At 35.9% G+C, this 13,806-nt stretch carries 16 protein-coding genes; 11 read left to right on the top strand and 5 right to left on the bottom strand.

Annotation, left to right across the window (positions count from 1 at the left end; all coding sequences use genetic code 11):
• Positions 1–2: 2 nt before the first annotated feature.
• The 9 genes from BUC25_RS09235 (at position 3) to greA (ending at position 9,363) form a co-directional block, all read left to right on the top strand.
• Entirely contained in the window at positions 3–1,067 is a 1,065-nt protein-coding gene (locus BUC25_RS09235; protein WP_073201583.1) for an AI-2E family transporter, read from the top strand.
• A 368-nt stretch (positions 1,068–1,435) separates the two neighbouring features.
• The gene (gene alaS / locus BUC25_RS09240; RefSeq protein WP_073201584.1) at positions 1,436–4,072 is read left to right on the top strand and encodes an alanine--tRNA ligase; all 2,637 of its coding nucleotides are present in this window, start codon (positions 1,436–1,438) and stop codon (positions 4,070–4,072) included.
• Positions 4,073–4,162: 90 nt separating this feature from the next.
• Entirely contained in the window at positions 4,163–4,426 is a 264-nt protein-coding gene (locus BUC25_RS09245; protein ID WP_073201585.1) for an IreB family regulatory phosphoprotein, read from the top strand.
• A complete protein-coding gene (gene ruvX, locus BUC25_RS09250) occupies positions 4,426–4,845 on the top strand; it encodes a Holliday junction resolvase RuvX (protein ID WP_073201586.1) in 420 nt (139 codons plus the stop codon). Before BUC25_RS09245 ends, ruvX begins: the two co-directional genes overlap by 1 nt.
• Positions 4,846–4,858: 13 nt before the next feature.
• A complete protein-coding gene (locus BUC25_RS09255; RefSeq protein WP_073201587.1) occupies positions 4,859–5,146 on the top strand; it encodes a DUF1292 domain-containing protein in 288 nt (95 codons plus the stop codon).
• A 742-nt stretch (positions 5,147–5,888) separates the two neighbouring features.
• On the top strand, positions 5,889–7,040 hold the full coding sequence (gene mltG / locus BUC25_RS09260) for an endolytic transglycosylase MltG (protein WP_084543424.1): 1,152 nt from the start codon (positions 5,889–5,891) through the stop codon (positions 7,038–7,040).
• A gap of 207 nt (positions 7,041–7,247) precedes the next feature.
• Positions 7,248–7,892, top strand: a complete 645-nt coding sequence (locus tag BUC25_RS09265) for an O-methyltransferase (protein ID WP_139251801.1) — start codon at positions 7,248–7,250, stop codon at positions 7,890–7,892.
• Positions 7,893–7,904: 12 nt separating this feature from the next.
• On the top strand, positions 7,905–8,534 hold the full coding sequence (gene udk / locus BUC25_RS09270; protein WP_073201588.1) for a uridine kinase: 630 nt from the start codon (positions 7,905–7,907) through the stop codon (positions 8,532–8,534).
• A 352-nt stretch (positions 8,535–8,886) separates the two neighbouring features.
• Complete coding sequence (gene greA / locus BUC25_RS09275; RefSeq protein ID WP_073201589.1) at positions 8,887–9,363, top strand: transcription elongation factor GreA; 477 nt, start codon at positions 8,887–8,889, stop codon at positions 9,361–9,363.
• A gap of 36 nt (positions 9,364–9,399) precedes the next feature.
• Here the strand turns inward: greA and BUC25_RS09280 are convergent, their stop codons facing one another.
• The gene (locus BUC25_RS09280; protein WP_073201590.1) at positions 9,400–9,624 is read right to left on the bottom strand and encodes a KTSC domain-containing protein; all 225 of its coding nucleotides are present in this window, start codon (positions 9,622–9,624) and stop codon (positions 9,400–9,402) included.
• Between the two features lie 168 nt (positions 9,625–9,792).
• Between BUC25_RS09280 and BUC25_RS09285 the strand changes: the two genes are divergently transcribed.
• Both BUC25_RS09285 and mtnN read left to right on the top strand, forming a co-directional pair.
• The gene (locus tag BUC25_RS09285) at positions 9,793–10,563 is read left to right on the top strand and encodes a YrrS family protein (RefSeq protein ID WP_073201591.1); all 771 of its coding nucleotides are present in this window, start codon (positions 9,793–9,795) and stop codon (positions 10,561–10,563) included.
• Positions 10,564–10,565: 2 nt separating this feature from the next.
• Positions 10,566–11,258: a 5'-methylthioadenosine/S-adenosylhomocysteine nucleosidase gene (mtnN, locus tag BUC25_RS09290; RefSeq protein WP_073201592.1), complete on the top strand. Its 693-nt coding sequence runs from the start codon at positions 10,566–10,568 to the stop codon at positions 11,256–11,258.
• A 29-nt stretch (positions 11,259–11,287) separates the two neighbouring features.
• On the opposite strand, the gene sigK is transcribed toward mtnN, so the two are convergent.
• The 4 genes from sigK to BUC25_RS09310 all read right to left on the bottom strand — a co-directional run bounded on the left by sigK (position 11,288) and on the right by BUC25_RS09310 (position 13,801).
• Positions 11,288–11,989, bottom strand: coding sequence for an RNA polymerase sporulation sigma factor SigK (gene sigK / locus BUC25_RS09295; protein ID WP_073201593.1), 702 nt, complete (start codon positions 11,987–11,989; stop codon positions 11,288–11,290).
• Between the two features lie 693 nt (positions 11,990–12,682).
• The gene (gene mnhG / locus BUC25_RS09300) at positions 12,683–13,057 is read right to left on the bottom strand and encodes a monovalent cation/H(+) antiporter subunit G (RefSeq protein WP_244535164.1); all 375 of its coding nucleotides are present in this window, start codon (positions 13,055–13,057) and stop codon (positions 12,683–12,685) included.
• Positions 13,041–13,328 (bottom strand): Na(+)/H(+) antiporter subunit F1, encoded by a 288-nt coding sequence (locus BUC25_RS09305; protein ID WP_073201595.1) that lies wholly within the window; start codon positions 13,326–13,328, stop codon positions 13,041–13,043. The genes mnhG and BUC25_RS09305 overlap by 17 nt, the downstream gene beginning before the upstream one ends.
• Complete coding sequence (locus tag BUC25_RS09310; protein ID WP_073201596.1) at positions 13,325–13,801, bottom strand: Na+/H+ antiporter subunit E; 477 nt, start codon at positions 13,799–13,801, stop codon at positions 13,325–13,327. Before BUC25_RS09310 ends, BUC25_RS09305 begins: the two co-directional genes overlap by 4 nt.
• Between the last annotated feature and the right edge of the window lie 5 nt (positions 13,802–13,806).

The following is a 13,806-nucleotide window of genomic DNA, read 5'->3' on the forward strand; positions in this document are numbered from 1 at the left end:
ATATGTTTAATCACTCAAAAATTCAAATAGCTCTAGGGCTAGTTATTCTTTGCCTTTCTGTCTTGTTTTTATATCTTATGTACATTCTTTTTCCTTTTTACAAGCATGTACTAATTGTTATGCTGCAAATTCTAGCACCTTTTTTAATTGCAGGTTTAATCGCTTATATTTTACATCCTATCGTTGAAAAAATACACGATTACCGCATACCAAGACCACTTGCCATTATTTTTATCTATCTTCTCTTTTTTGCGTTGGTCGGATATGGTATTTATGTATCTTTACCGATTTGGATTAAACAAGTTCAAGAATTAAGAGAAAATATTCCTCAATTCGTAGATTCTTATCGTAATTTTATTTATGATCTTTACCAACAGACTTCTTTTTTACCAGAAGAATTTCACAATAAATTAGATCAATTTTTCTCGAACATAGAAGAGACTCTTGGAGAACGACTTAGCATAATTATTAAAAATATACCTATGCTATTTGATATTTTTGTTGTGTTAGCAGTGGTTCCAATATTAGCATTTTATTTTTTGAAAGATTATAAGTTATTACAAAAAGGAATATTAAAAATAATACCTGAAAAATATCAAAACTTTACCAAAAGATTGGCACATGACATGGAAAATAGCTTAGGACAATATATACGCGGTCAAATACTTGTTTGTTTTCTAGTTGGATTGGTCAGTTATTTTCTATTAAAGTGGATCGATATGAGATATGCGATTGTGTTAGCAACAATTATTGGATTGACTAATTTTATACCGTATTTTGGTCCGATTATTGGAGCAATTCCAGCACTGTTGATTGCCTTCACGATTTCAACAGATATGATTATCTCTGTTTTTTTCGTTGTATTAGCCGTCCAATTGCTGGAAGGGAATTTACTGTCACCCTTTATAGTTGGTAAAAGTATTCATATTCATCCGGTGTATTTGATCCTTACTTTATTTGTTGCTGCTAAACTCGCAGGAATTATCGGAATGATATTTGCGATTCCGTTGCTGGCAGTGGGAAAAGTAGCCATTCCATTAATTTATCAAACTGCTAAACGTTCGTAATCTGGCTATTTAATATTGTATTACCAAGCAAAAGCAATTGACAGATAACCAAAACTTTTCTATAATATGCTAGCGAAGTCAATAAATAAAACGTTGAAAAACTCTAGTACTTGACCATCATTTGTAAGAGAGGAATTTCCTTAGGCTGAAAGAGATTCCAAATGCTCTGTTCTAGGAAGCTAGTTTGAAGTGCAGCTAATCCCTGCCGTATACCTGCGTTACAGGTGCTAAGGTGACAGTCTATTATGGCTGTAATTAGGGTGGTACCGCGGAAATAACTCTCGTCCCTGCTAGTATGTAGCAGGGATGGGAGTTTTTTGCTATATGTTAAACGAAAATGACCTAATTAAAAATGGAGGCGATAGATAATGAAAAGCTTAACATCTGCTCAGGTTAGACAAATGTTTTTAGATTTTTTTAAAGAAAAAAAACACGGCGTAGAACCGAGTGCATCATTAGTACCAAAAGATGATCCGACATTATTATGGATTAATAGTGGTGTGGCGACATTAAAAAAATACTTTGATGGTCGTGTTGTTCCAGAAAATCCACGTATTACAAATGCCCAAAAATCGATTCGTACCAACGATATTACTAACGTTGGATATACAGCAAGACACCATACATTCTTCGAAATGCTTGGGAACTTTTCGATCGGTGATTACTTCAAAGAAGAAGCGATTGATTTTGCTTGGGAGTTTCTAACCGGAGATAAATGGATCGGGTTTGATCAAGAAAAATTGTCGGTAACCGTGCATCCAGAAGACGAAGAAGCATACGTACTGTGGCGTGATAAAATTGGTCTTCCCGAAGAACGTATCATTCGCCTTGAAGAAAACTTCTGGGATATCGGCGAAGGACCAAGTGGACCTAATACGGAAATTTTCTATGATCGTGGAGAATCTTATGGAAAGGATGAAAGTGATCCTGAACTATATCCTGGTGGTGAAAATGAACGCTATTTAGAGATTTGGAATCTTGTATTTTCTCAATTTAATCATAATCCAGATGATACGTATACGCCACTACCGAAAAAGAATATTGATACGGGTATGGGGTTAGAGCGATTAGTTAGTGTAATTCAAGATACAAAAACAAACTTTGAAACAGACTTATTTTTACCAATCATCAAAGAAACAGAAGCATTAGCGAATACCAAATACAATGCCAGTGAAGAAACCGATGTTGCCTTTAAAGTAATTGCAGACCATATACGTACTGTGACTTTTGCAGTCAGCGATGGCGCTCTACCTTCAAACGAGGGGCGTGGTTATGTATTACGTCGTCTTTTACGCCGAGCGGTAAGGTACGCTAAGCAAATTGGAATCGAAAAAGCATTTATGTACCAGCTTGTACCAACAGTTGGGACAATAATGGAAGCTTTCTACCCAGAAGTAAAAGATAAGAAAGATTTTATTAAAAATGTTATTAAAACTGAAGAAGACAGATTCCATGAAACATTACAAGAAGGCCTTCAAATCCTGAATACGATTATTAAAGAAGAAAAATCTAAAGGGAATAAATTATTTCCTGGTAAGGAAGTCTTCCGTCTTTATGACACATACGGTTTCCCTAAAGAACTTACGGAAGAGTATGTGGATGAAGCAGGTTTTACAATCGATGAAGCAGGCTTTGAAAAAGAAATGGATAAACAACGTGATAGAGCGCGTAACGCCCGTCAAAAGGTAGACTCGATGCAGATCCAGGATAGTGTTTTAAGTGATATTAATGTGGAAAGTACTTTTGTTGGTTACGACTATTTGCAAACAGAAACAACGGTATTGGAACTTGTTGTTGAAAAGGAACGTGCTGAAACAGTGTCATCAGGTAATGAAGCCTATGTTATTCTAGCAGAAACCCCTTTTTATGCAGAGAGTGGTGGTCAAATTGCTGACAAAGGTACGATAACATTTGATAATGGTAAAGCGGAAGTGCAAGATGTTCAGAAAGCACCAAACGGGCAGAATCTGCACCGTATTCTTGTTCAAGAAGGGAATCTTTCCATAGGACAAGCAGTAAAAGCAGAAGTGGACCAAACATCACGTCAATATATTATTAAAAATCACACGGCTACACATCTTCTGCACCAAGCTCTTAAAGATGTGCTAGGAGAACATGTCAATCAAGCAGGTTCGTTAGTCGCAGGTGAACGCCTCCGTTTTGACTTTTCCCATTTCGGAGCTGTGACTGAGCAAGAAATCGTTGAAATCGAACAAAAAGTCAATGAAAATATTTGGGCATCTATTCCCGTTACGATAAGTAATAAATCGATACAGGAAGCTAAAGATATGGGTGCAATGGCCTTGTTTGGTGAGAAATATGGAGACATTGTTCGAGTGGTGGAAATTGGTGAATACAGTATCGAATTATGTGGTGGTTGTCATGTGCAAAATTCAGCAGAAATTGGTCTGTTTAAAATTGTTTCAGAATCAGGAATCGGTGCTGGAACGCGAAGAATAGAAGCTGTCACAGCTAAAGGTGCCTATCAATATGTCAATGGTAAGCATCAGTTGTTACAAACAGCAGCTACACAATTAAAAACGAAAGAAGAACAAGTACCAGAACGATTAGGTCATGTCTTTAAAGATATGAAAGAACAACAACGTCAAATAGAATCCTTACAAGCAAAACTTTCTCAATTGGAAGCTTCTTCGATTTTGGATGAGGCAAAAGAAATTAAGGGCATACATGTATTAGCTCAAAAAGTAGATGTGACAGACATGAATCAATTACGTCAAATGGTAGATGATATGAAGCAAAAGCTAGAATCAGGTATTATTTTACTTGCTTCCGTTAATAATGACAAAGTACAGTTAGCATCTGGAGTAACGAAAGATTTAGTTAACAAAGGCTATCATGCTGGAAACTTAATTAAAGAAACTGCCAAAATTTGTGGTGGTGGCGGTGGGGGCCGTCCGGATATGGCCCAAGCTGGTGGAAAAGATGCTAGCAAATTGCCGGAAGCTCTTGCGTTTGTAGAAAAATATGCTCAGGAACTACAATAATTTTGGTAATTTTTACGAATAACAGGTATAATAAATAGATACAAACACTAATCAATACAAGTGATGTAATCTAAATTTGGGGGTGCTTCCATGGATGGAATGGACAAGACAATGAAATTTGATTTTTCAGAAGAGCCCATCGAGCAAAACGTCGAAGAAGTATTACTATTAGTGTATAACGCGCTTGAGGAAAAAGGCTATCACCCAATTAATCAAATTGTAGGATATTTATTATCTGGTGACCCTGCATATATTCCAAGACATAAGGACGCACGAAATTTAATGAGGAGAATAGAGCGTGATGAGATAATTGAAGAATTAGTCAAATATTACATCAGCGCCAATCATAAGTAATGACAAAAGTATTAGGATTAGATGTAGGATCCAAAACGATTGGTGTTGCGATTAGTGATGCTTTAGGTTGGACGGCACAAGGATTAACCACCATTTATTGGCAAGAACCAGAGTACAAATCGATAGAGGATACGTTTAAACAGTTAATAGATGAACATACTATAGAAAAAGTAGTACTGGGATTACCAAAGAATATGAATGGATCGATTGGTTTTAGAGGTGAAGCTTCTCAAGATTTCGCTAAATTTTTAGAGGATACGTTTTCTTTAGATGTCGTACTGTGGGATGAACGTCTTACAACAATGGCTGCAGAAAAAGTATTGTTGGAAGCTGATATGAGTCGATCGAAGCGAAAAAAAGTAATCGATAAGATGGCAGCTGTGATGATTTTACAGGGCTATTTAGATAGTCAATCATAAGGAGGGTTATATAATGGCACTAGAAGAAAAAGAACGGATTATCATTCCGGACGAAAATGGGGAAGAACACCTATTTGAAGTGCTGTTTACATTTGATGTAGATGAAACAGAGCAGTCTTACGTAGCAGTTGTACCTGCTGAACAAAAAGAGGATGAAGAAGTTGAAGTATTTGCGTTCAGGTACGAAGAAAAGGAAAATGATGACGACTTAGCCCTTTTCCAAATCGAATCTGATGATGAATGGGATATGGTCGAAGAAGTACTAAACACCGTAGCAGATAACGACGATTTAGCTGAATAAACACCAAAAGCTGACTAGGATTACCTAGTCAGCTTTTTCATATAAATCAAGAAACAACTAGTTGAACCAAAGTAGGATATACTACACAACTTTGGTGGTAATTATGAAATGATTTGTGTGTGTAAAAACAGCTCCGGCTTGCCCACTTCCCATTCCATGGGCTTTTCCCTTCAGCTAACTTTTCCAAGCAAAAACCGCATGGAAAAGTGGATCTTCAGGGAAAAGTGTCCCATAGGAGTGGAAGTGGCCGCCTACGCTGAATGAAACTCTACAAATATTGCAAATGTTAGCATTTTGGATTGTTACAAATATGAACATTTTTGTTAATTATGATAAGTAATCTAAAGACAAATGCATAGATGATATGGAATAACGCCAATATGATTATTCTTTCTTTAGTTGTAGAGCATTAAAAAGCGCAGGCGTCGGCTTCCACTCCTGCGGGAAGTTTTTATCCGAAGATCCGCTTTGGTAAGTGGACTTTGCTTACCAAAGTTAGCTGAGGAGAAAAACCCGCGGAAAGGGAAGCGGACAAGCCGGAGAGATTGCAAAGCACATATAATATCTCATAATTACTACAAAAATAGTGTCGTATTGTCCTTTTTCTATGAGACTAATAAAGTCGGTTTTTGGTGTTTGTTTACGTGCTAGTATTGAAGTGTGTATTACAAAAGCGTTTGTCGTCTGGTTTCCCTTTTTTATATTTTATAGTATAATATACCGGGTGAGAGGGGGAAGTCTTATGAGCGACGATAAAAAAGACCAAAATGAAAAGTCGAAACCAAAACTTACATATAAAGAAATATCACAAGAGAGAGCGAAAGAAGCTAGTATTGCCAGAAAAATTATTATACTTGTCTTATTTTTGTTGACAGCATTAATTATCTTTGGGGGTTACACGGGCTATAATTATGTTAAAAAAGGTGTATCTCCAGTTGATCCCAATAGTGAAGAAACGATTGATGTGACAATTCCCTTAGGATCGAGTAGCTCAGACATCGCGAATATATTAGAAGATAATGGTGTTATCAATAACAGTTTAATTTATCGATTCTATGTAAAATTCAACAATATTTCCAATTTTCAAGCCGGAGACTACGCTTTGTCGCCGTCAATGACTTTAGCGGAAATTACTTCAGAATTGGAAACAGGATCTATTCAAGAAGAACCAGAATTAAGAGTAACAATTCCAGAAGGGCGCAATATAAACGAAATAGCGACCTTATACCAAGAAAACGCTGGTGTAGATAAGGAAGAGTTTTTAGAAAAAATGCAAGATACTAGCTATATCAAAGAGCTAATTAGTGAGTATCCAAATATTCTATCTGAATCTATATTACATGATGATATCATTTACCCTTTAGAAGGTTATCTGTTTCCTGCTACGTACGAATTTTATGAAGAGGAGCCTACAATAGATCAAATTGTGACACAAATGTTGAATAAAACAAACAATGTGATTGTTGCGTATTTTGATCAGGTGGATGCCTTAGACTTTACTATTCATGAAATTATGACCTTTGCTTCTCTTGTGGAAGAAGAAGCTCCGTCAGCTGATGATCGAAAGTTAATTGCTGGAGTGTTTTACAATCGAATGGATCAGGGTATGATGTTACAGACGGATCCAACAGTAATCTATGCTCACGGTGAACATATTTCTCGTTTAACGTACGATCATTACGAGATTGATTCGCCATACAATACGTATCAGGTAGAGGGATTGCCAGTAGGACCAATATCCAATTTCGGTGAAAGTTCATTAACAGCAATATTTAAGCCAAACAGAAGCGATAATTACTTGTATTTCTTAGCAGATTCTGAAGGAAATGTTTATTACTCGAGATCTTATGATGAGCATCAAGAATTAGAAGATCAGTATATTCATAATCAATAGTGTAGTGGAAAAGCAGGGGAGAAACTATCCCTGCTTTTGCCCTGTTTATCAGGTGAAACTGTTCGTATTGCATACACTAATCTACTAGTACTAACTATGAATGGTTATGTGGGTACTTGAATGTGTCCTTCCTGATGAGTTTCGTAAACAAATAATTTATAACCACCATTGACTGAAGTCTTATTTTATAGAAGGGAATGTTCATGTTTGATCGAAGAGAATATACTACATTACCTTGATCAAATTACACCATCATCAGATGATTGGGTAAATAAAATAGAAGCAGAAGCAGAAGAAAACCATGTTCCAATTATGGACAAGCAAGGGATTTTACTACTGCAACAACTTATCCGTCTCCATCAACCAGACAAAATACTTGAAATCGGTACTGCAATCGGGTACTCTGCTTTAAGAATGTTAGAAGCAAAGCCAGAAGCACAAATTGTCTCAGTTGAACGAGATAACGAAATGTATCAAAGGGCAATTCATAATATCCATAATCAAAATAAACAAGGACATATAGATGTGATTTTAGGGGATGCTTTAGAAGTAGAAGATTTGATCCATGATAAAGGTCCATATGATCTAATATTTATTGATGCTGCCAAAGGACAATATCGCCACTTTTTTGAAAAGTACCAATCTACTTTAACAGATAGTGGTTGTGTTGTGACTGACAATGTACTGTTCAGAGGGTTGGTTGTCCATCCGAGTGATGCTCCTAAACGGTTACAAAATTTAACGGCTAAAATTGATCAATATAATCAATGGTTAATCGAACATCCAGATTATCACACCACGATATTACCAGTTGGTGACGGCGTGGCAATTAGTTTGAAAAAGAAAAAGTAGAGGTGCGCAATCATGAGTAAGAAAAAACCCATAATTATTGGAGTTGCAGGTGGTTCCGGTTCAGGTAAAACATCGGTTACAAAGGCGATTCAAAATCGTTTCGTCAATCAATCTGTATTGGTAATTGAACAAGATTATTATTATAAAGATCAGTCCGAAATACCAATGGAAGAACGATTACAAACGAATTACGATCATCCGTTAGCTTTTGATAATGATCTATTAATTGATCACATCCAACAGTTATTAGATCATCAGACCGTTGATAAGCCTGTTTACGACTATACGAAGCATACACGCTCTGATCAAGTTATTCCAATCGAACCAAAGGATGTTATTATCATTGAAGGGATACTAATTTTAGATGATCCTCGCTTAATGGAATTAATGGACATTAAGGTTTTTGTCGATACAGATGCAGATTTACGTATTATTCGCCGGTTATTAAGGGATATTAATGAGCGTAGTCGTTCCATCGATTCTGTAATTAACCAGTATATACAGACAGTACGTCCTGCACACTTGCAGTTTATTGAACCATCGAAACGATATGCAGATGTAATTATTCCAGAAGGCGGACAAAATATGGTTGCAATTGATTTATTAGCAACAAAAATCGAAAAGGTACTTGAACGGGAGTAAAGTGATTATTAGAACAGAGTCAAGATTCTTATCACGATGAAATTAACTTGTGATCCTCTTACCGAAAAGATTCGAAGGTACAGCCTGATAAATTTTGGCATCAATCAGAGGCTGATCTAACCTTTCAGTGATGGAAGGCTCACATTATCATTACTATTCATTTGCCAAAATACTACAAAGAAAACTATTGAAAAAAAAGTGAAAATCTGAGATAGTAGTGTTTAGTAAATATTAAAGCAGTTACATAAGGGTATATGCTAATTTTCAGTGCTATTTAAATATAACAAATCATACAATGAAAATAATATTTCGAACACTGTTTATTAGCAATAGATAGAAGGAGTGTAGGATAATGCCAGAAGAAAAAGAATTTTACATGACAGAAGAAGGCTTACAAAAATTAGAAAATGAGTTAGAATATCTTAAGATTGAAAGAAGACAAGAGGTAGTAGAGCGAATCAAAATTGCAAGAGATTTCGGGGATCTATCGGAAAACTCTGAATATGATGCAGCAAAAGATGAGCAAGCATTTGTTGAATCTCGTATTGTACAAGTCGAAAATATGATTCGTAATGCGGTTATCATTCAAGATGAAAATGTAAGTCCAGATATTGTTTCATTAGGTAGAACGATTACATTTCAGGAATTACCAGATGGTGAAGAAGAAAGTTATACAATTGTTGGTAGTGCGGAAGCAGATCCATTTGAAGGCAAGATCTCCAACGATTCACCAATTGCAAAAAGCTTATTAGGTCATTCGATCGGTGAAGAAGTTGTAGTACCGACTCCAGCTGGTGAAATGAACGTAAAAATTATTAATGTAGAGTAATACAAATGGATGTCTTTAATAAAGACATCCATTTTGCTAATTATGTTGAAATAAGAAAGGTTTTAGCTTACGCTCAATAAAATAATCTTTGTTTTTCTCTAAGATAAATTGAAAGACGAGATTTTCTGGAACAGCATTGAATTGTAACGTAGTGTCATCAAGAAAATGAATAAATAAGAGCTGTTTTTCCTTATCATAGCTTATAGATTCAAACGTAGTAAGTTGCCATAGTTTGCGATCAAACGTAGTGGTTCTCAACATATCACACGCTCCTTGCATTTTCTTTCATTTATTATATTCCATATATATGGACAAACTCCTGCACGTATGACAAAAATAGAAAAAAATCGATCAATTTTCCTAAAAAGTTAGTTGCTTGTAGTGAAAAAAATTGTTTTTTAGTATAATGACGATTGGGAGGGTGGAACAATGGCAGACGAATTTGGAAATATTACGAGAAGAGACCGTTTTGAGAAAAAAAGAACGAATACTAAAGCGATCACTTGGTTTAGTATTGTTGGCGGTGTGTTAATCATCGTTATTATTTCGCTTATTGTTTTTGGAGGTAATGATCAAGATACCCCAATAGCGACAGAAGATCAGGATAATGAGGAAACAGAGGAAACACAAGGTCAAGATCAAGAAAATCAAGATGATACAGACCAGCCTGTTGAAACACCATCAGAAGAAGAGTCAGACCAACCAGATGAATTGGAAATCCCAGATGAAACCGAGGTAGACCAAGAGCAGGATTCAGGTACTGAGGAAGAGGAAGAAATTCAAGAAGTCGAATCTGATAATGAAAATGTCAGCTATGCTTATGAAGGTAATTGGGAGCCAATCGGTACAGAGCAACAAGGACCACATACCACTATATTTGAGAAAGAGTCGCAGGACTGGAAGGAAAGAATGCAAGCGATTGAGGTTGCAACTGGAATTCCAGTAGAAGAGCAAATTTCCTGGTACCATGGTAATGGTGGAGATCAAACGGTAGAAGCAACCGTTTCTCCAGATTCCAATCAGGATGAAGCGTACAAAGTAACTCTTGTCTGGATTGAAAATGAAGGTTGGCAACCGACATTAGTTGAAGAATTAATTGAAAATAAATATAATGAAAATTCAAGTAACAATACATCGGAAGGTAATGAAGGTGAGCAATCATCATCAGATGATCAATCAGCAAATCAACAGGAGGAATAAAATTGATCGGTATAATCGGTGCAATGGATGAAGAAGTAGAATTATTAAAGGAAAGAATAGAGATTAAAGAAACTACTAGAATAGCTAATAGTGACTTTTTTGTTGGTAATTTAGAAGGTAAAGAGGTTGTTTTATTAAAATCAGGCATCGGAAAAGTCAATGCTGCAATAGCTACGACGATTCTGTTTGAAAGATATCAACCAGATTTTATAATTAATACTGGTTCTGCTGGTGGATTTCATGCAGACTTAGAAGTTGGCGATCTAGTAATTTCTACTGAAGTAGTACATCATGATGTTGATGTTACTCCATTTGATTATAAATATGGTCAAGTACCTGGGTTACCGCCAACTTATCAGGCAGATCCGATTTTAATTGAAAAAGCAATGTTAGCTGCTAAACAATTAGAAGGAATCGAAGCAATGAAAGGTCTTATCAGTACTGGTGATGCTTTTATGCAGGAAGTAGAAAAAGTGAACTTTGTGCGCGATAAATTTCCAGAAATGATTGCTGCAGAAATGGAAGCAGCAGCTATTGCACAAGTTTGTTATCAATACTCTCGACCTTTCGTAATTATTCGTGCGCTATCTGATATAGCTGGAAAGGATTCTTCGGTATCCTTTGATACCTTCTTAGAAAAAGCAGCAACAAATGCCGCAAATTTAATTATCGATGTTGTAAAAAATACGAATTAAAAAGAAAATAGCTGTCGAATTATCGACAGCTATTTTAATTCATTTCGGTAATATTCATGAAAAACTTTCATTAAAGCTCTTTTTTCAATACGAGAGACGTAACTACGGGAAATTTTTAATTTTTTTGCTATTTCTCTTTGTGTCAATTCATCGGTATTTCCTAATCCAAACCGAGCAATAATAACTTCTTTTTCTCGCTTGTCAAGAACACGTAAGTATTTTTCGATCTTTTTTAATTCCATATGCAATTGAATAACTTCAGTAATATCCTCATTTTCTGCTTCTAAAATATCAATTAAACTAATTTCATTTCCTTCTTTGTCCTGGCCAATTGGATCTTGTAAGGAGATATCTTTTTTTGTCTTCTTCAACGCCCGTAAATGCATCAAAATTTCATTTTCTATACATCTTGCAGCGTACGTAGCTAATTTGGTCCCTTTATCACTAGAAAAGCTCTCAATGCCTTTTATTAGCCCTATAGTGCCAATTGAAATTAAATCTTCAGCATCTTCTCCAGTATTTTCAAACTTCTTCACAATGTGTGCGACAAGACGGAGATTGTGTTCAATTAATTTATTGCGTGCATAGTCATCGCCTTCTTGCATTTTTTTAATCATTTTTGCTTCTTCTTTTGCAGGTAGAGGTTGAGGGAATGTATTATTTTTAACATAACCAACAAAGAATAGTGCTTCTTTTATAATTGCTAAAATCCCAAACAAAATTGACAACATGACACCTCCCAGACACTAGGTATTAGCCCATAATTCATCATATGAGCAAACCTCGTCCATTGTGCCACATGGTCAAGCTAATAATTTACAATTAAAAAATGAGTGAACAATAGAAAGAAAGGTCGACATAAATTTAATGGTAATTTTGACATGATACAATTACATAGAAACCGCTTCGGCTTGCCCACTTCCCTTTCCGTGGGGTTTTCCATTCAGCTAACTTTTCCAAGCAAAAAGCGCATGGAAAAGTGGATCTTCATGGAAAACGCTACCACAGGAGTGGAAGTGGCCGCCTACGCTGAATGAAACTCTACAAATATTGTTAATGCTAGCATTTTGGATTGTTAAAGATATGAAGATATTTAGCTAATGATGATAAGCAATCTAAAGACAAATTCATGGGCGATATGGAATAACGTCAATATAATTATTCTTACTTTATTTGTAGAGCTTTATAAAGCGCAGGCGTCCGCTTCCACTCCTGCGGGAAGTTTTTATCCGAAGATCCACTTTTTAAGCGCACTTTGCTTAAAAAGTTAGCTGAGGAGAAAAACCCGCGGAAAGGGAAGCGGACAAGACGGAGCGATTGCAAAGCACATATAATATCTCATAATTACCACTACAATAGTGTCGCATAATCTTTCTTTTATTCATCAAAAAAGCCTAATATCCCAAAGGATACAAGGCTTAAGATTACTGTTGTTTCTTTTCAGCTAATGAGTCGGCATAGGCGTCTCTTGTTTTTCCGTCGTGTGACCATGGTTTAACGCCAGATGAATGGGCAGCGCGACCAATCATATGAGCAGAAACAGGAGCAGTTAATAGTACAAAAATGATCCCCAGGATAAGTTTGCCACTAACAATGCCGTGCTCCGCATATAAAAAGATAAACGCACCAATCATAATTCCTGCAATACCCAAAGTTGCTGCTTTTGTTGAGGCATGCAAACGGGTGTATACATCTGGAAAACGAATGACGCCAATTGATGCAGAAAGAACAAAAAATGTACCAGTTATTAAGAAAACTATGACGAATATGTCTAAGATGAATTCAATCGTCTCTGTCAATGATAACACCCTTTTCTAAATATTTTGCTAAGGCAATCGTACCTATAAATAATAAAATACCAATCAACAAGATGACATCATTTAATCTGGTGGTGGCAATCATAATCGCAACTAATCCGGCCATTCCCATTAAATTAATACCAATAGCGTCTAATGCAACCGCCCGGTCTGGGTTTGTTGGTCCTTTGACGACCCGATATAAAAGTAAAGCAATCGAAATAGTGATGACAACCATACAAATAGCAGTAACAGTTTCAATTATTTCATTCATCTTGTCACCTCCATGATCGCATCTTCAAATGTAGTTTTGATTGCTTCAATAGCTTCTTCCGTTGTATCAATATCCATTGCATGAATATAAATTGTATCGTTAGTATTAGATACGGAAACAGATAGTGTACCAGGTGTTAAAGATATCAACGATGTTAACATTGTAATCTCCCAGTTGCTTTTTAGCTCAGTAGGTAAAGCGAAAATACCTGGTTTATAATCTTTATGCGGTTTGTAGACCCATTTTACAATATCAATATTTGAGATTAATAATTCTTTTATAAAAAGTAGAACTAATTTGATCATTTTCCAGACACGAGTGAGATAAAACGCATCTGGAATGAATCTTCTTAACATAAATAACAACAATGCCCCAATAATAAAACCTTTAAGAAAGGACACTACTGAATAGGTCTCAGCTAAAAACATCCACATAATCGCAATAACTAAATTTAAAATTATTTGCAGAGCCATAATGA

This window comes from Gracilibacillus kekensis (assembly GCF_900143085.1).
Lineage (GTDB): Bacteria > Bacillota > Bacilli > Bacillales > Amphibacillaceae > Gracilibacillus > Gracilibacillus kekensis.

Coding starts and splice junctions, on each gene's coding strand:
- BUC25_RS09285 (WP_073201591.1), top strand. CDS start 9,793: ATGGCAGACGAATTTGGAAATATTACGAGAAGAGACCGTTTTGAGAAA.
- mltG (WP_084543424.1), top strand. CDS start 5,889: ATGAGCGACGATAAAAAAGACCAAAATGAAAAGTCGAAACCAAAACTT.
- BUC25_RS09255 (WP_073201587.1), top strand. CDS start 4,859: ATGGCACTAGAAGAAAAAGAACGGATTATCATTCCGGACGAAAATGGG.
- BUC25_RS09280 (WP_073201590.1), bottom strand. CDS start 9,624: ATGTTGAGAACCACTACGTTTGATCGCAAACTATGGCAACTTACTACG.
- BUC25_RS09310 (WP_073201596.1), bottom strand. CDS start 13,801: ATGGCTCTGCAAATAATTTTAAATTTAGTTATTGCGATTATGTGGATG.
- greA (WP_073201589.1), top strand. CDS start 8,887: ATGCCAGAAGAAAAAGAATTTTACATGACAGAAGAAGGCTTACAAAAA.
- BUC25_RS09235 (WP_073201583.1), top strand. CDS start 3: ATGTTTAATCACTCAAAAATTCAAATAGCTCTAGGGCTAGTTATTCTT.
- BUC25_RS09245 (WP_073201585.1), top strand. CDS start 4,163: ATGGATGGAATGGACAAGACAATGAAATTTGATTTTTCAGAAGAGCCC.
- alaS (WP_073201584.1), top strand. CDS start 1,436: ATGAAAAGCTTAACATCTGCTCAGGTTAGACAAATGTTTTTAGATTTT.
- ruvX (WP_073201586.1), top strand. CDS start 4,426: ATGACAAAAGTATTAGGATTAGATGTAGGATCCAAAACGATTGGTGTT.
- udk (WP_073201588.1), top strand. CDS start 7,905: ATGAGTAAGAAAAAACCCATAATTATTGGAGTTGCAGGTGGTTCCGGT.
- BUC25_RS09305 (WP_073201595.1), bottom strand. CDS start 13,328: ATGAATGAAATAATTGAAACTGTTACTGCTATTTGTATGGTTGTCATC.
- sigK (WP_073201593.1), bottom strand. CDS start 11,989: ATGTTGTCAATTTTGTTTGGGATTTTAGCAATTATAAAAGAAGCACTA.